17 protein-coding genes and 1 tRNA gene are annotated in these 17,172 nt (G+C 67.3%); 12 read left to right on the plus strand and 6 right to left on the minus strand.

Annotation, left to right across the window (positions count from 1 at the left end; all coding sequences use genetic code 11):
* Positions 1–4 precede the first annotated feature (4 nt).
* From kdpB to DID98_RS26020, 4 genes are all read right to left on the minus strand, one after another.
* The gene (gene kdpB, locus DID98_RS26005) at positions 5–2,089 is read right to left on the minus strand and encodes a potassium-transporting ATPase subunit KdpB (protein WP_124522472.1); all 2,085 of its coding nucleotides are present in this window, start codon (positions 2,087–2,089) and stop codon (positions 5–7) included.
* 54 nt (positions 2,090–2,143) lie between these two features.
* Positions 2,144–3,949, minus strand: coding sequence for a potassium-transporting ATPase subunit KdpA (kdpA, locus tag DID98_RS26010; RefSeq protein WP_124487216.1), 1,806 nt, complete (start codon positions 3,947–3,949; stop codon positions 2,144–2,146).
* The gene (kdpF, locus tag DID98_RS26015; protein WP_006752209.1) at positions 3,946–4,038 is read right to left on the minus strand and encodes a K(+)-transporting ATPase subunit F; all 93 of its coding nucleotides are present in this window, start codon (positions 4,036–4,038) and stop codon (positions 3,946–3,948) included. The genes kdpA and kdpF overlap by 4 nt, the downstream gene beginning before the upstream one ends.
* A gap of 365 nt (positions 4,039–4,403) precedes the next feature.
* Positions 4,404–5,378 (minus strand): quinone oxidoreductase, encoded by a 975-nt coding sequence (locus tag DID98_RS26020; RefSeq protein WP_124487215.1) that lies wholly within the window; start codon positions 5,376–5,378, stop codon positions 4,404–4,406.
* Positions 5,379–5,818: 440 nt separating this feature from the next.
* Here DID98_RS26020 and DID98_RS26025 point away from each other — a divergent pair, with 440 nt between their 5' ends.
* Complete coding sequence (locus tag DID98_RS26025) at positions 5,819–6,172, plus strand: Rap1a/Tai family immunity protein (protein WP_124571645.1); 354 nt, start codon at positions 5,819–5,821, stop codon at positions 6,170–6,172.
* A gap of 611 nt (positions 6,173–6,783) precedes the next feature.
* Here the strand turns inward: DID98_RS26025 and DID98_RS26030 are convergent.
* Entirely contained in the window at positions 6,784–7,176 is a 393-nt protein-coding gene (locus tag DID98_RS26030; protein WP_044844698.1) for a methylglyoxal synthase, read from the minus strand.
* Between the two features lie 55 nt (positions 7,177–7,231).
* Positions 7,232–8,011 carry an SDR family oxidoreductase gene (locus DID98_RS26035; protein ID WP_044844699.1) on the minus strand — a complete coding sequence of 260 codons (780 nt, stop codon included), beginning with the start codon at positions 8,009–8,011 and terminating at the stop codon, positions 7,232–7,234.
* Positions 8,012–8,245: 234 nt separating this feature from the next.
* Here DID98_RS26035 and upp point away from each other — a divergent pair, with 234 nt between their 5' ends.
* From upp to DID98_RS26090, 11 genes are all read left to right on the plus strand, one after another.
* On the plus strand, positions 8,246–8,896 hold the full coding sequence (upp, locus tag DID98_RS26040; protein ID WP_006478229.1) for a uracil phosphoribosyltransferase: 651 nt from the start codon (positions 8,246–8,248) through the stop codon (positions 8,894–8,896).
* Between the two features lie 218 nt (positions 8,897–9,114).
* Complete coding sequence (locus tag DID98_RS26045; RefSeq protein ID WP_044844700.1) at positions 9,115–9,843, plus strand: YebC/PmpR family DNA-binding transcriptional regulator; 729 nt, start codon at positions 9,115–9,117, stop codon at positions 9,841–9,843.
* A gap of 105 nt (positions 9,844–9,948) precedes the next feature.
* Positions 9,949–11,226 carry a phosphoribosylamine--glycine ligase gene (purD, locus tag DID98_RS26050; protein WP_124487212.1) on the plus strand — a complete coding sequence of 426 codons (1,278 nt, stop codon included), beginning with the start codon at positions 9,949–9,951 and terminating at the stop codon, positions 11,224–11,226.
* Positions 11,227–11,344: 118 nt separating this feature from the next.
* Positions 11,345–12,265 (plus strand): oxygen-dependent coproporphyrinogen oxidase, encoded by a 921-nt coding sequence (gene hemF / locus DID98_RS26055; RefSeq protein WP_124571646.1) that lies wholly within the window; start codon positions 11,345–11,347, stop codon positions 12,263–12,265.
* Positions 12,266–12,306: 41 nt separating this feature from the next.
* Positions 12,307–13,014: a nicotinate-nucleotide adenylyltransferase gene (locus DID98_RS26060; protein ID WP_124571647.1), complete on the plus strand. Its 708-nt coding sequence runs from the start codon at positions 12,307–12,309 to the stop codon at positions 13,012–13,014.
* 4 nt (positions 13,015–13,018) lie between these two features.
* Positions 13,019–13,465 carry a ribosome silencing factor gene (rsfS, locus tag DID98_RS26065; protein ID WP_044844704.1) on the plus strand — a complete coding sequence of 149 codons (447 nt, stop codon included), beginning with the start codon at positions 13,019–13,021 and terminating at the stop codon, positions 13,463–13,465.
* 19 nt (positions 13,466–13,484) lie between these two features.
* Entirely contained in the window at positions 13,485–13,955 is a 471-nt protein-coding gene (rlmH, locus tag DID98_RS26070) for a 23S rRNA (pseudouridine(1915)-N(3))-methyltransferase RlmH (RefSeq protein WP_044844705.1), read from the plus strand.
* 51 nt (positions 13,956–14,006) lie between these two features.
* Positions 14,007–14,639, plus strand: coding sequence for a nucleoside triphosphate pyrophosphatase (locus DID98_RS26075; protein ID WP_124487210.1), 633 nt, complete (start codon positions 14,007–14,009; stop codon positions 14,637–14,639).
* Positions 14,640–14,647: 8 nt separating this feature from the next.
* On the plus strand, positions 14,648–16,117 hold the full coding sequence (gene rng / locus DID98_RS26080) for a ribonuclease G (protein ID WP_044844707.1): 1,470 nt from the start codon (positions 14,648–14,650) through the stop codon (positions 16,115–16,117).
* A 199-nt stretch (positions 16,118–16,316) separates the two neighbouring features.
* Positions 16,317–16,393 (plus strand) — tRNA-Met (locus DID98_RS26085).
* Positions 16,394–16,741: 348 nt separating this feature from the next.
* Positions 16,742–17,077, plus strand: coding sequence for a YggL family protein (locus DID98_RS26090; RefSeq protein ID WP_044844709.1), 336 nt, complete (start codon positions 16,742–16,744; stop codon positions 17,075–17,077).
* Positions 17,078–17,172 lie beyond the last annotated feature (95 nt).

A 17,172-nucleotide genomic window follows, 5' to 3' on the forward strand; every position in this document is an offset into this window, starting at 1 on the left:
CGCATCAGGCCCAGCCGAGCGCGGCGAGCGTCATGTCGATCAGCTTGATGAACGGGAACGGCAGCAGCACGCCGCCGAGACCGTACACCAGCAGGTTGCGGCGCAGCAGCGACGCGGCGCCGAGCGGCCGGTAGGTGACGCCCTTCAGCGCGAGCGGGATCAGCGCGACGATGATCAGCGCGTTGAAGATCACCGCGGACAGGATCGCGGAGGCCGGCGACGTCAAATGCATGATGTCGAGCACGCGCAGTTGCGGGTACGTCGTCACGAACGCGGCCGGGATGATCGCGAAGTACTTCGCGATGTCGTTCGCGATCGAGAAGGTCGTCAGCGAGCCGCGCGTCATCAGCATCTGCTTGCCGATCTCGACGATCTCGATCAGCTTCGTCGGGTTCGAATCGAGGTCGACCATGTTGCCGGCTTCCTTCGCCGCCTGCGTGCCGGTGTTCATCGCCACCGCCACGTCTGCCTGCGCGAGCGCCGGCGCGTCGTTGGTGCCGTCGCCCGTCATCGCGACGAGGCGCCCCGCCGCCTGGTGCTCGCGGATCGTCGCGAGCTTGGTTTCCGGCGTCGCTTCCGCGAGGAAGTCGTCGACGCCCGCTTCCGCCGCGATCGCCGCGGCCGTCAGCCGGTTGTCGCCCGTCACCATCACGGTCTTGATGCCCATCTTGCGCAGTTCCGCGAAGCGCTCCTTGATGCCGCCCTTCACGATGTCCTTCAGCTCGATCACGCCGAGCACGCGCGCCACGCCGTCGTGCAGGTCGGCCACGACGAGCGGCGTGCTGCCGCGGCGCGCGACGTCGTCGACCGCGCGGCGCACTTCATCCGGGAAGCGGCTGCCGTGCGTCTCGACGTAGCGGCGGATCGCATCGGCCGCACCCTTGCGGATCTCGCGACCCGGGAGATCGACGCCGCTCATCCGCGTCTGCGCGGAGAAGCCGAGGAAGGTCGCATGCAGCTGCGCCATGTCGCGCTGGCGGATGTTGAAGCGTTCCTTCGCGAGCACGACGATGCTGCGGCCTTCCGGCGTCTCGTCGGCGAGCGACGACAGCTGCGCGGCATCGGCCAGCGCCTCCTCGCTCACGCCCGGCGCGGGCACGAACATCGACGCCTGGCGGTTGCCGAGCGTGATCGTGCCGGTCTTGTCGAGCAACAGCACGTCGACGTCGCCGGCCGCTTCCACCGCGCGGCCCGACGTCGCGATCACGTTCGCCTGCATCATCCGGCTCATCCCGGCCACGCCGATCGCCGACAGCAGCCCGCCGATCGTCGTCGGGATCAGGCACACCAGCAGCGCGACGAGCGCGGTGATCGTCACCACGTGGCCGGCCTTCATCGCGTCGACCGAGAACATCGAGAACGGCAGCAGCGTCGCGGTCGCGAGCAGCATCACGATCGTCAGCGCGACGAGCAGGATCGTCAGCGCGACCTCGTTCGGCGTCTTCTTGCGCTTCGCGCCCTCGACCATCGCGATCATCCGGTCGAGGAACGCCTCGCCGGGGTTCGCGGTGACCGTCACGACGATCCAGTCGGACAGCACGCGCGTGCCGCCGGTCACCGACGAGAAGTCGCCGCCCGATTCGCGGATCACCGGCGCGGATTCGCCGGTGATCGCCGATTCGTCGACCGACGCGACGCCGTCGACGACTTCGCCGTCGGCCGGGATCACGTCGCCGGCCTCGACCAGCACGACGTCGCCTTTACGCAGGTCCGACGCGGTCGTGATGCGGATCGGCGACTTCGGATGCGGCTCGTTGAGCTTCTTCGCCATCACGTCCTTCTTCGCGCTGCGCAGCGACGCGGCCTGAGCCTTCGAGCGCCCTTCGGCGAGCGCTTCGGCGAAGTTCGCGAACAGCACGGTGAACCACAGCCACAGCGCGATCGCGAGGATGAAGCCCGCCGGCGCCTCGGCCTGGCCGGCGAGCGCCGCGATCCACAGGATCGTGGTCAGGATGCTGCCGACGTACACGCAGAACATCACCGGGTTGCGGAACTGCGTGCGCGGCGTGAGTTTCTTGAACGAATCCACGATCGCCGGGCGCAGCAGCGCCGGATCGAACATGGACCGTGTTGCGGAATGTTGAGTCATTGCGATCTCTTCAATCTCTTCAGTCTTTGCAAGGTGTCGCCATGCGCTCGTGCGTCATGCGCCCAGCCACATCATCAGATGCTCGACGCCCGGGCCGAGCGCGAGCGCCGGCACGTAGGTCAGCGCGCCCACCAGCATCACGGTGCCGAGCAGCAGCACGACGAACAGCGGGCCGTGGGTCGGCAGCGTGCCGCTCGTCACCGCGATGCGCTTCTTCGCGGCGAGCGAGCCGGCGATCGCCAGCACCGGCACGATCGTGCCGAAGCGGCCGAACCACATCGCGATCGCGGTCATCCAGTTGTAGAACGGCGTGCCGACCGTCAGGCCCGCGAACGCGCTGCCGTTGTTGTTCGCGGCCGAGCTGAACGCGTACAGGATTTCCGAGAAGCCGTGCGGGCCCGGGTTCGCGATGCCGGCACGGCCCGCGTCGGCCAGCACCGCGATCGACGTGCCGACCAAGACGAGCAGCGGCGTGAGCAGCACGACGATCGACACCATCTTCATCTCGTACGACTCGATCTTCTTGCCGACGTATTCCGGCGTGCGGCCGATCATCAGGCCCGCGACGAACACCGCGAGCAGCGCGAACACCAGCATCCCGTAGAGACCGGACCCGACACCGCCGTAGATCACCTCGCCGAGCTGCATCAGCAGCATCGGCACGAGACCGCCGAGCGGCGTCAGCGAATCGTGCATCGTGTCGACCGCGCCGCACGACGCGGCCGTCGTCGCGACCGTGAAGATGCCGGTCTGCGCGATGCCGAAGCGCGTTTCCTTGCCTTCCATGTTGCCGCCCGGCTGCAGCGCGCTCGTCGACTGGTCGACGTGCAGCGCGGCGAGCGCCGGGTTGCCGGCCTGCTCGGCGCTCACCTCGACGCCGATCGCGACCGCAAACGCGACCGTCATCGCCGCGAGCACCGCGATGCCCTGCCGGCGGTCGCCGATCATCCGGCCGAACACGAGGCACAGCGCGGCCGGAATGATCAGGATCGCGAAGATCTGGATGAAGTTGGCGAACGGCGTCGGGTTCTCGTACGGATGCGCGGAGTTCGCGTTGAAGAAGCCGCCACCGTTGGTGCCGAGCATCTTGATCGCTTCCTGCGACGCGACCGGGCCCATCGCGAGTGTCTGCTTCGTCAGCTGCGTCGGCACCGTGACCGCGTTACCCTTGTCGTCCTTCACCGGGTTGCCCTGCGCGTCGAGCTTCGGCGCAGCATAGGTGCTCGTCTGCAGCACCGGCACGTCCTGGTAGGACTTCATGTTCTGGATCACGCCCTGGCTCATCAACAGCGCGGCGACGAGCGCCGCCATCGGCACGAGCACGTACAGCGTCACGCGCGTGAGGTCGACCCAGAAGTTGCCGATCGTCTGCGCGGTGTGACGCGCAAAGCCGCGGATCAGCGCGATCACGACGACGATGCCGGTCGCGGCCGACAGGAAGTTCTGCACCGTCAGGCCGAGCATCTGCGTCAGGTAGCTGACGGTCTGCTCGGGCGTGTAGTCCTGCCAGTTCGTGTTGGTGACGAAGCTGACGGCCGTGTTGAATGCGCCGTCAGTCGTCATCGCGCCGAACTGCTGCGGATTGCCGGGAAGGAAACCCTGCAGGCGCAGCAGGCCGTAGAGAAACAGCGCGCCGAGCGCGTTGAATGCGATCGTCGCGACCGCGTAGCGCTTCCAGTTCATCTCGGTGCCGGCGTCGACGCCGGCGATGCGGTACAGCACGCGCTCGAGCGGTCCGAACACGCGCACGACGCGCGAGCTGCCGTCCATCACGGCCGTCAGGTAGCGCGCGACCGGCACGGCCGCCGCAAGCAGCACGACGATGAACAGCAGCGTCTGCAACAGGTTGTTCGCGTTCATTCGATGTCCTCCGCGCGCAGCAGCGCAAAGACGAGATACGCGAACAGCAGGGCCGTCGAGGCACCCGCCAGCCAAAGCATCCAGGTCATGCGCGCCCCCCGCGGCCGTATTGCGCGAGCGTCTCGCAACCGGCAAGCAAACCGAGGATCAGCGCTGTGAACAGCACCAGTGCGCCGATGAAAACCCCATCCATTTTTGTGTTCTCCGTCGTCGAAATCGGACGACTAGAACCTTATGGGAACGCGCGTAAAGGACGGGTCAAAGGTCATCGGGCCAGTATAAAAAACGCGTAAACGCGTGCGGCGGCGGACGGCGGGGGACGGCGGGTGGAACGGCGGCGGGACAGCGGGCGGAACAGCGGACCGAACGTCGGTCGAGACGAAGACTGGACCGACGGCGACCGTCGCCGCCCGCCAGGGTGCGCGCCGGCGTGGTGCCGGCGCGAAGGGATGCGTCAGGGAATTAGGATCGTCGAGCCGGTCGTCTTGCGCGACTCGAGGTCGGCATGCGCGCGGCCGACTTCCGCGAGCGGATAGCGCTGGTTGATGCTCGTCTTCACCTTGCCCGACAGGATCACGTCGAACAGCTCGGCGGCCGCGGCTTCGAGATCGGCGCGCTTCGCGATGTACGAGAACAGCGTCGGCCGCGTGAAGAACAGCGAACCGCGCGACGAGAGCTCCTTCGAGTCGATCGGCGGCAGCGGGCCCGACGCGTTGCCGAAGCTGACGAACAGCCCGAGCGGCGCGAGGCAGTCGAGCGAACCGATGTAGGTGTCCTTGCCGATCGAATCGTAGACGACCGGCACGAGCGCATCGTTCGTGATCGCCCTCACGCGCTGCGTGAAATTCTCGCGCGTGTAGACGATCGGGTGGTCGCAGCCGTGCGCTTTCGCGAGTTCGGCCTTCTCGTCGGAGCCGACCGTGCCGATCACCGTTGCGCCGAGCGCCTTCGCCCACTGGCAGACCAGCAGGCCGACGCCGCCCGCCGCGGCATGGATCAGGATCGTGTCGCCGGCCTTGACCGGATAGGTGCGGCGCAGCAGGTAGTGTGCGGTCAGGCCCTGCAGCATCACCGACGCCGCTGCGTCGTAGCTGATGCCGTCCGGCAGCTTGACGAGGCGGTCGGCGGGCAGCACGCGCTCCTGCGCGTACGCGCCGGGCGACGACCACACATAGGCGACGCGGTCGCCGGGCTTGAACGCGGTCACGTCATCGCCGACCGCCGTCACCTCGCCGGCCGCCTCCATCCCGAGCCCGGCGGGCAACGGCTGCGGATAGAGGCCGGTGCGGAAATACACGTCGATATAGTTGAGCCCGACCGCATGCTGCTTGACGCGGACCTGGCCCGCCTGCGGCTCGCTGACCTCGACGTCGACCCACTTCATCACGTCCGGGCCGCCTGCCTGGTCGTATCGGATTGCTTTCGGCATCGTTTCGCTCCTCGCTTGTCTGGAAATTCGGTTCGGCAAATACGTCGCTGCCCCCGAACGGCGAGGCGGGCAGACGCGGGACACTGCGCGTGATTTTCGCGCGTCGCGCGCGCTCGTGCTGCACGCCGCGGCAATCCCTTCACGACCGTAGGGTCTTCGCGAAAGACGATCGGCACGTGACGTGCATTCCGGCGGATGGTGCGCCATCCGATCCGTCGCGACCTTGCGCTCGTCTCGCGTGCGGCGCGTGCCCCACGTGTAACATTTCGCCACGTTCAAGGAACCATCTTCGGTCGGACGAATGGCTGTCCATTCAGCGATGGCAAAGCGTCGCCACCCATTGCACCGTGCGGTCCCCCGCGAAATCATGCGGTCCATGGAGATTCCCGGGACGGTGAGCGTGCTATTTTGCTTTGCGCCGAATTCACGAACCCCATGCCATGAACGCCCTTTTCATCCGCCATGCATTTGTTTTCGCATCGTTGTCGGCAGGTATCGGCACCGTGAACGGAGCCGCGCTCCCACGCGTCGACGGTGCGCGGCTGCTCAACGGCATCAGCCGTACGGACAACAATCCGTACGCCGACGCCGAGCGCCACGTCATGACCGGTTATCTGGCCGGCGTGGCCGACATGACCGAAGGCAACGACTGGTGCGACAACGGGCGCCTCAAATCCGGAGAGATCGATTCGGAAGTGATCGGCGGTCTTCGAAAACTGCCGAACGATGCGCTGCGCACAAACGCAGCAGGCCTGATCACCCGCATCCTGCAGCAGAAATATCCGTGCCGTTGATCGGGGACGATCTGCTTGAAACCACACTTCTCATTACTGAACAGCCACTATCCGGACAACGGGACGGTATCCAGGGAAGCGCTATACGAGGAGCTCGGCTGGCAAGACCTGGTCGCCAATCCGGCGTATGCAAATACGTGCGCCATTCGGATCAGCCTGGCACTCGTCAAGAGCGGAATGACATTGCGCGGCGGCCTCGTCATTCAGAAGGGGCCGCACCGTGGACGGCGAATTGAAGCCGGCCAGCGAGGCTGGCCAACATGCTGGCGGAGCCGGCCTATTTCGGCAAGGCTGAAGTGTTCCGGCGAGACGATGCGACGACCGGCATTGCCGCCAGAAAGGGCGTCGTGGCCTTCTGGAACATTCCCTGATACATGAACGGCCGCGGCGGACACATCGACCTGATCGATGGCGCCCGCGCCCTCTGCAGTTCGGATTGCTACTGGGCTGCATCAACCGTGTGGTTCTGGTCGTTACGATGAGCGACCGGCCGCGATCTCGGGCATCGCAATCCGCGCCTGTTTCGGCGCTATCAACGCTCACCGCCATCCGTCACATGTCATCCACACGACAGATGGCGGCAAGCACGCACACTCACGCGTGCCGAACGCCTAGCAAACGTCCTGCATGTTGCGCGCCAGATCGTCGAGCAACATCCGCGCGGTCGCGACGTTGGTCGCAACCGGCACGTCGTGCACGTCGCATGCGCGCACCAGCGCGGTGATGTCCGGGTCGTGCGGCTGCGCGGTCATCGGGTCGCGCAGGAACACGACGATGTCGACGCGGCCTTCGGCCAGCTCCGCACCGATCTGCAGGTCGCCGCCTTGCGGCCCCGACAGCTTGCGCTCGACCTCGAGCCCGTGCGCGGCGGCGATGCGGCCGCCCGTCGTGCCGGTCGCGACCAGCCGGCATTGCGCGAGCGTCGCGCGGTACTGGCCCGCGAGCGCGACGATCTCGTCCTTCTTCGCGTCGTGCGCAATCAGTGCGATGCGGGGTTTGCTCATCTCCGTTTCCTTCGTGGGTCGATTGTTGTCGTATGTGTGAACGGCGGTGCGCGCGTCAGAACGTGCCCGGATACGCGCCGCCGTCGAGCAGCCAGTTCTGCCCGGTGATATAGCCTGCATGCACGCTGCAGAGGAACGCACACGCCGCGCCGAATTCGGCGCGCGTGCCGAGGCGCCCGGCCGGGATTTCCTTCGCGCGCCGCGCGCGCATCTCGTCGACGCTCACGCCCTGCGCCTTCGCCGACGCGGCGAGCGTCGTCGCGATCCGGTCGGTGTCGAACAGCCCGGGCAGCAGGTTGTTGATCGTCACGCCCTGCCCCGCGACCTTGCGCGACAGCCCCGCGACGAAGCCGGTCAACCCCGAGCGCGCGCCGTTCGACAGCGCGAGCACGTCGATCGGCGCCTTCACGGCCGAACTCGTGATGTTGACGATCCGGCCGAAGCCGCGGCCGATCATCCCGTCGACGGTCGCGCGGATCAGCTCGATCGGCGTCAGCATGTTCGACTCGAGCGCGCGGATCCAGTCGTCGTGCGAGAAATCGCGGAAATCGCCGGGCGGCGGCCCGCCGGCATTCGTCACGAGAATGTCCGGCTGCGGGCACGCGGCGAGCGCGGCCGCGCGGCCGTCGGGCGTCGTGATGTCGCAGGCGACGGCGGTGATCGACACGTTCGACCCGGCGCGGATCTCCTCCGCGGTTTCCTCCAGCGTGTCGCGCGTGCGCGCGACGATCACGAGGTTCACGCCCTCGGCGGCCAGCGCTTCCGCGCAGCCGCGCCCGAGCCCCTTGCTCGCCGCGCACACGAGCGCGGTCTTTCCTGCGATGCCGAGATCCATCGTCGATTCCTTTATGGCGACGCGCGCCGGACGGGCCGGTCGCCGACGGGTCGCAGGCCGGTTCGCCGGGCGGGCGAACGGTCGCGAGCGGGCGAACACGGCGCGCGGATTGTCGTGAGACGTCGATAATATCCGGATCACGTGGCGCGCCTTGGTAAAATTGCGGCCATGAGCGGCGGCCGGCCTGGCGCCGGCGCCGCCCCCGATCCCCTTTTGCCGCCAAGGCACCCCGTCATGAAACAGGACAGCCGTTTCCCGAATCTCTTCATCACCGATCATCCGCTGATCCAGCACAAGCTGACCCACATGCGCGACAAGGACACGTCGACGCGCACGTTCCGCGAACTGCTGCGCGAGATCACGCTGCTGATGGGTTACGAGATCACCCGCAACCTGCCGATCACGACCAAGCGGGTCGAAACCCCGCTGGTGGCGGTCGACGCGCCGGTGATCGCGGGCAAGAAGCTCGCGATCGTGCCCGTGCTGCGCGCCGGCATCGGGATGTCGGACGGCCTGCTCGACCTGGTGCCGTCCGCGCGCGTCGGCCACATCGGCGTGTACCGCGCGGAAGATCACCGCCCGGTCGAATATCTGGTGCGCCTGCCCGATCTCGAGGATCGCATCTTCATCCTGTGCGACCCGATGGTCGCGACCGGCTATTCGGCCGTGCACGCGGTCGACGTGCTCAAGCGCCGCAACGTGCCGGCCGCGAACATCATGTTCGTCGCGCTGGTCGCCGCGCCCGAGGGCGTGCAGGTGTTCCAGGACGCGCACCCGGACGTGAAGCTGTTCGTCGCGTCGCTCGACTCGCACCTGAACGAGCATGCGTACATCGTGCCGGGCCTGGGCGACGCGGGCGACCGCCTGTTCGGCACCAAGAACTGACATACGACGACGCCGGGCCGCGCGGCCCGGCACGCCGCAACGGCCCGCCCGGCCGTTCGGCCATGCGCGGCGGCCCCGAAGCGACGGTCGCCGCGTGATAAAATCACGTTCCACTCGACACGCGCGGCCCCGCGGCTTCATGCCCGCCCAGACGGCCGCCGATTCAACGACACATTGGCACAATCGCCCGCGCAGCGCGCCCGGGCACGGAGAAAGGTATGGCTGGTCATTCGAAATGGGCCAACATCAAGCATAAGAAGGCAGCAGCCGACGCGAAGCGCGGCAAGATCTGGACCCGACTGATCAAGGAAATCCAGGTCGCGGCCCGCCTCGGCGGCGGCGACGCGAGTTCGAACCCGCGCCTGCGTCTCGCGGTCGACAAGGCGGCCGACGCGAACATGCCGAAGGACAACGTCAAGCGCGCGATCGACCGCGGCGTCGGCGGCGCGGACGGCGCGAACTACGAAGAAATCCGTTATGAAGGCTACGGCATCAGCGGCGCGGCGATCATCGTCGACACGCTGACCGACAACCGCACCCGCACGGTCGCGGAAGTCCGTCACGCATTCTCGAAGTTCGGCGGCAACATGGGCACCGACGGTTCGGTCGCGTTCATGTTCGATCACGTCGGCCAGTTCCTGTTCGCGCCCGGCACGTCGGAAGACGCGCTGATGGAAGCGGCGCTCGAAGCCGGCGCGGACGACGTCAGCACGAACGACGACGGCTCGATCGAAGTGCTGTGCGACTGGCAGGCGTTCTCGGCAGTGAAGGACGCGCTCGAAGCCGCGGGCTTCAAGGCCGAACTCGCCGAAGTGACGATGAAGCCGCAGAACGAAGTCGAATTTACCGGCGACGATGCGGCGAAGATGCAGAAGCTCCTGGACGCGCTCGAGAACCTCGACGACGTGCAGGAGGTGTATACGAACGCCGTCATCGTCGAGGAATGAGATGCCGGCCGCCGTGCGCAGCGTTGCGACGGCGGCCCGACCGATTTCGCGGCCGGCGCGCCTGAGCGTGCCGGCCGCCCTGTTTTCTAGTCTGCGGGGAATCCCATGAAACTACTCGTCGTCGGTTCCGGCGGTCGCGAACATGCACTGGCGTGGAAGCTCGCGCAGTCGCCGCGCGTCCAGATGGTCTACGTCGCGCCCGGCAATGGCGGCACGGCGCAGGACGAGCGTCTGAAGAACGTCGACATCACGTCGCTCGACGCGCTGGCCGATTTCGCGGAAAGCGAAGGCGTCGCGTTCACGCTCGTCGGGCCGGAAGCGCCGCTCGCGGCCGGCATCGTCAACCTGTTCCGCGCGCGCGGCCTCAAGGTATTCGGCCCGACCCGCGAAGCCGCGCAACTCGAAAGCTCGAAGGATTTCGCGAAGGCGTTCATGAAGCGCCACGGCATCCCGACCGCCGACTACGAAACCTTCTCCGACGCGGCCGCCGCGCACGCGTACCTCGACGCGAAAGGCGCGCCGATCGTCGTGAAGGCCGACGGCCTCGCGGCCGGCAAGGGCGTCGTCGTCGCGATGACGCTGGAAGAAGCGCATGCCGCGGTCGACATGATGCTGTCGGGCAACAAGCTGGGCGACGCCGGCGCGCGCGTCGTGATCGAGGAATTCCTCGATGGCGAGGAAGCGAGCTTCATCGTGATGGTCGACGGCAAGCACGCGCTGGCGCTGGCTTCGAGCCAGGACCACAAACGCCTGCTCGACGAGGACCGCGGCCCGAACACGGGCGGCATGGGCGCCTACTCGCCCGCGCCGATCGTCACGCCGCAGATGCACGCACGCGTGATGCGCGAAATCATCATGCCGACGGTGCGCGGGATGGAGAAGGACGGCATCCGCTTCACGGGCTTCCTGTATGCGGGCCTGATGATCGACAAGGAAGGCAATCCGCGCACGCTGGAATTCAACTGCCGGATGGGCGACCCCGAGACGCAGCCGATCATGGCCCGCCTGAAGAGCGATTTCTCGAAGGTCGTCGAACAGGCGATCGCGGGCACGCTCGACACGGTCGAGCTCGACTGGGACCGCCGCACCGCGCTCGGCGTCGTGCTGGCCGCGCACGGCTATCCGGACGCGCCGCGCAAGGGCGACCGCATCAACGGGATCCCGGCCGAGACCGAACAGGCCGTGACGTTCCATGCGGGCACGACGCTCGACGGCGACAAGCTGACGACGTCCGGCGGCCGTGTGCTGTGCGTGGTCGGCCTCGCCGATTCGGTGCGCGAAGCGCAGCAGCATGCGTACGACACGATCAACCAGATCAATTTCGAAGGCATGCAGTACCGCCGCGACATCGGCTTCCGCGCGCTGAATCGCAAGAGCACGTAACACCCTGACCGCCGCTTTGCCGTCGCAAACGGCGGCCTCCTCTGCCGGGGTTCGATAGAATGCCCGGCAGATGCCTTTTTTACGGCCCCCGCTTCGCGCGGGGGCAGCCAGTCCAGACATGACCGATTCGACCTACGACGTGGCGCGCGTGCGCACGTATCTCCAGGGCCTGCAGACACGCATCGCCGACGCGCTCGGCGCGCTCGACGGCACGCCGCTCGCGACCGACGCGTGGCAGCGCGGGCCCGAGGAACGCCTGCGCGGCGGCGGCTGCACGCGGATTCTCGAAGGCGGCCGCGTGTTCGAGCGCGCGGGGATCGGTTTTTCCGACGTCGCGGGCGATGCGCTGCCGCCGTCGGCGAGTGCCGCGCGCCCGCAGCTGGCCGGCCGCGGCTTCGAGGCGCTCGGCGTGTCGCTCGTGCTGCATCCGCACAACCCGTACTGCCCGACCGTGCACATGAACGTGCGGATGCTGATCGCGACGAAGCCCGGCGAGGCGCCGATCTTCTGGTTCGGCGGCGGCATGGATCTGACACCGGTTTATCCGTTCGACGACGACGCGCGGCATTTCCACCAGACCTGCAAGGACGCGCTCGATCCGTTCGGCGCCGAGCTCTACCCGCGCTTCAAGACGTGGTGCGACGAGTATTTCTTCCTGAAGCACCGCAACGAGACGCGCGGCATCGGCGGGATCTTCTTCGACGATTTCTCCGAGCCCGGATTCGAACGCTCGTTTGAGATGATGCAAAGCGTCGGCGACGCGTTCCTGAACGCGTACCTGCCGATCGTCGAACGCCGTGTCGCGCTGCCGTACGGCGAGCGCGAACGCGACTTCCAGGCTTACCGGCGCGGCCGCTACGTCGAATTCAACCTCGTGTTCGACCGCGGCACGCTGTTCGGGCTGCAAAGCGGCGGCCGGACCGAGTCGATCCTGATGTCGATGCCGCCGGTCGCGCACTGGCGTTACGACTGGCAGCCCGAGCCGGGCTCGCCGGAAGCGCGCCTGAGCGAGTTCCTCGTGCCGCGCGACTGGGTCTGAGCCCGCCGCGCCCCGCCGCCTCAAGAACAGGACACGTTTTTCTGGACACCACCACCCGCCTCGCCCCGCAGCCGCTGTCACGTCGTATCGGCCTGCTGGGCGGCACGTTCGACCCGATCCACGACGGCCACCTCGCGCTCGCGCGCCGGTTCGCCGACGTGCTCGGCCTGACCGAGCTCGCGCTGCTGCCCGCCGGGCAGCCGTACCAGAAGCGCGACGTGTCGGCCGCCGAACATCGGCTCGCGATGACGCGCGCCGCTGCCGGCTCGCTGTCGCTGCCCGGCGTGACGGTCACCGTCGCGACCGACGAGATCGAGCACGCGGGGCCGACCTATACGGTCGAGACGCTCGCACGCTGGCGCGAGCGGATCGGCCCCGATGCGTCGCTGGCGCTGCTGATCGGCGCCGACCAGCTGGTGCGGCTCGACACGTGGCGCGACTGGCGCAAGCTGTTCGACTACGCGCACGTGTGCGCGTCGACGCGCCCGGGCTTCGACCTCGGCGCGGCGCCGCCGGACGTCGCGCAGGAAATCGCGCGGCGGCAGGCCGGTGCCGACGTGCTGAAAGCGACGCCGGCCGGCCACCTGCTGATCGACACGACGCTGGCGTTCGATATCGCCGCAACCGACATCCGCGCACACCTGCGCGAATGCATCGCGCGTCACGCGCAAATGCCCGATGCGTCGGCCGAGCATGTGCCGGCCGCCGTCTGGGCCTATATTCTTCAACATCGTCTCTACCATTCCTGATTCCATGGATATCCGCAAACTGCAGCGCGTGATCGTCGACGCTCTCGAAGACATCAAGGCGCAAGACATCAAGGTGTTCAACACCAGCCACCTGACCGAACTGTTCGACCGCGTGATCGTCGCGTCGGGCACGTCGAACCGCCAGACCAAGGCGCTCGCGTCGAGCGTGCGCGACAAGGTCAAGGAAGCCGGCGGCGACATCGTCAGCTCCGAGGGCGAAGACACCGGCGAATGGGTGCTGGTCGACTGCGGCGACGCGATCGTGCACATCCTGCAACCGGCGCTGCGCCAGTACTACAACCTCGAGGAAATCTGGGGCGACAAGCCCGTGCGGATGAAGCTCGGCGGCGGCAAGGGTCCGAACGGTCTCGCTACCGCCAGCGAAGAAGAGGACGACGAGGAAGAAGCGCCCGCACGCCCGGCGCGCAAGACGGCTGCCCGCCGCCGCTGAGCCGCAGCGAGTCGTCCCGATGAAGCTTTTCATCCTCGCGGTCGGCCACAAGATGCCCGGCTGGATCGCGTCCGGCTTCGACGAATACACGAAGCGGATGCCGCCCGAGCTGCGCATCGAACTGCGCGAGATCAAGCCCGAACTGCGTTCGGGCGGCCGCAGCGCGGAAAGCGTGATGGCGGCCGAGCGGCAGAAGATCGAGGCCGCGCTGCCGAAGGGCGCGCGCATCGTCGCGCTCGACGAGCGCGGCCGCGACTGGACCACCATGCAGCTCGCGCAGGCGCTGCCCGGCTGGCAGCAGGACGGCCGTGACGTCGCGTTCGTGATCGGCGGTGCCGACGGGCTCGATCCGGAACTCAAGGCGCGCGCCGACCTGTTGCTACGCATCTCGAGCATGACGCTGCCGCACGGGATGGTGCGCGTGCTGCTTGCCGAACAGCTTTACCGCGCGTGGAGCATCACGCAGAATCACCCCTACCATCGCGCATGACGTGCCGTCCTCGGGACGCGCGCCGCGCGCGCTCAACGAGATAACGACACCATGCCGTCCAGCACGCCCCCTGCCCTTTTCCCGACCCTTTACCTCGCTTCGCAAAGCCCGCGCCGCCAGGAGCTGCTGCAGCAGATCGGCGTGCGCTTCGAATTGCTGCTGCCGCGCCCCGACGAGGACGCGGAGGCGCTCGAAGCCGAGCTGCCCGGCGAAGCCGCCGATGCGTACGTGCAGCGCGTGACCGTCGCGAAGGCGGAGGCCGCGCGGGCGCGTCTCGTCGCGAGCGGCAAGCCGGCCGCGCCGGTGCTGGTTGCGGACACCACGGTGACCATCGACGGAGCGATCCTCGGCAAGCCGGCCGATGCCGACGACGCGCTCGCGATGCTGACCCGCCTCGCAGGCCGCGAACACGAGGTGCTGACCGCCGTCGCGGTGGTCGGCGCCGACGGCGAACTGCTGCCGCCCGCGCTGTCGCGCTCGTCGGTGCGCTTTTCGGCCGCGCCGCGCGACGCGTTCGAGCGCTACGTCGACACCCGCGAACCGTTCGGCAAGGCGGGCGCCTACGCGATCCAGGGACGCGCGGCCGAATTCATCGAGCGAATCGACGGTTCCCATTCGGGTATCATGGGTCTGCCCCTTTTTGAGACTGCCGCGTTGCTGCGCACCGCGCGCGTCGCCTTCTGAATCGCACCATGAACGAAGAAATCCTGATCAACCTCACGCCGCAGGAAACGCGGGTCGCACTCGTCCAGCAAGGCGCGGTGCAGGAGCTTCACGTCGAGCGCACGCTGTCGCGCGGGCGGGTCGGCAACATCTACCTCGGCAAGGTCGTGCGCGTGCTGCCCGGCATGCAGTCGGCGTTCATCGACATCGGTCTCGAGCGCGCGGCGTTCCTGCACGTCGCCGACATCTGGCATCCGCGCCTCGCGGGCGAGCCGCAGTCGGGCGCGCCGCACCAGCCGATCGAGAAGACCGTGTTCGAAGGCCAGACGCTGATGGTCCAGGTGATCAAGGATCCGATCGGCACGAAGGGCGCCCGACTGTCGACGCAGGTCAGCATCGCGGGCCGCACGCTCGTCTACCTGCCGCAGGAGCCGCACATCGGCATCTCGCAGAAGATCGAGAGCGAGGCCGAGCGCGAGGCCGTGCGTGCGCGGCTGACCGCCGTGATCCCGCCGGACGAGAAAGGCGGCTACATCGTGCGCACGATCGCCGAGGACGCGACCTCCGACGAACTGGCCGGCGACGTCGCCTACCTGCGCAAGACCTGGACGACCATCGTGGCCCAGGCGCAGCGGCTGCCGGCGACGAGCCTGCTGTACCAGGATCTCGATCTCGCGCAGCGCGTGCTGCGCGATTTCGCGAACGACGACACGACGCGCATCCAGGTCGATTCGCGCGAGACGTACCAGCGCCTCGCGGAATTCGCGAACGAATTCACGCCGGCGGTGAGCCCGAAGCTGCATCACTACACCGGCGAGCGGCCGCTGTTCGACCTGTACAACATCGAGACGGAGATCCAGCGCGCGCTGTCGCGCCGCGTCGACCTGAAGTCGGGCGGCTACCTGATGATCGACCAGACCGAGGCGATGACGACGATCGACGTGAACACCGGCGGCTACGTCGGCGCGCGCAACTTCGACGACACGATCTTCAAGACCAACCTCGAGGCCGCGCATACGATCGCGCGGCAGCTGCGGCTGCGCAACCTCGGCGGGATCATCATCATCGACTTCATCGACATGGAGAACGCCGAGCATCGCGACGCGGTGCTGTCCGAGTTGAAGAAGGCGCTGTCGCGCGACCGCACGCGCGTGACGGTCAACGGCTTCTCGCAGCTCGGGCTCGTCGAGATGACGCGCAAGCGCACGCGCGAATCGCTCGCGCACGTGCTATGCGAGCCGTGCCCGACCTGCCAGGGCAAGGGCCAGGTGAAGACGTCGCGCACGGTGTGCTACGACATCCTGCGCGAGATCCTGCGCGAGTCGCGCCAGTTCAATCCGCGCGAATTCCGCGTGATCGCCGCGCAACAGGTGATCGACCTGTTCCTCGACGAGGAGTCACAGCATCTCGCGATGCTGATCGACTTCATCGGCAAGCCGGTGTCGCTGCAGGTCGAGTCGAACCTGAGCCAGGAACAGTACGATATCGTGCTGATGTAAGGTCATGCGCGGCGATCTCCGAATCGGGAGATCGCCCCCACCCTTGCCGCGGGCATCGAGCAAAAATATCAGTTGGCACGCCGAGCTTCGAGGGCTCGGGCAACGTAAGCGCCCGCTGGCGAGCGAAGCGCGGCCGCTTGATTTCAACTTTGGTCACTGAGCATTTGACGCACCGCAGCAGTGTCACTATAATTCGCGCCGCGGGGTGGAGCAGTCTGGCAGCTCGTCGGGCTCATAACCCGAAGGTCATAGGTTCAAATCCTATCCCCGCAACCAAACATCGAAGCCCGCTTTGCGACAGCAAGCGGGCTTTTTGCATTTCGCCGATTCGCTGGTTCGTATCGCTCGACTCGAAGCCGCCGGCCCTGGCAAAGCCGAAGACGCTCGCCATCCCTGTATCATTCGGTCACGCGTGCAATCAGCCGCCGGCCGAGCCGCACCGCGAAAGCCAAGTCGATCGATTGTTCAACGATGGTTTTCTGATCGGCCGCGCGACAGCACGAGATCGCGACGACGCAACGCTCGCCCCTTTCGCGACCGGCCGGACCGCGCGGCACGTCGGGACAGTACCCGCAGCGGCCGCCGCGCTATCCTTTCCCACCTCACATTCACTCACCACACACCATGAGCCAACGCCACAACCGCCGCCAGCGCAAGAAACTCCACATCGCCGAGTTCCAGGAACTCGCGTTCAACGCGGCCGCGCAATACCGCAACGAGCTGTCCGACCTCGAACGTGGCCAGCTGATCGATGCATTCATCGATTTCGTCGAAGCGAACGGGCTGCTGACCGTCGCCTCCGCTGACGAAGGGATCGGCGCCTACGTGATCTCCGGCGCGCCGCGCGGCACGACCACCGACGCCGACCGCGAGAACGTGCGGGCGTGGCTGGCCGCACGTCCGGAGCTGACCGACGTCCGGGTCAGCGAATTCACCGACGCGTGGTACCCGGACGCCTGACGCTCCGTTTTCTCCCTGCTTCATGCAGCGCCCGCGCCTGCCCGCCATGACGGCGGCGGGCCGGGGCGGCACCCGTGTGAGCCGCCCCTCATCCG

The organism is Burkholderia sp. Bp8984 (genome assembly GCF_003853755.1).
Taxonomy (GTDB): domain Bacteria; phylum Pseudomonadota; class Gammaproteobacteria; order Burkholderiales; family Burkholderiaceae; genus Burkholderia.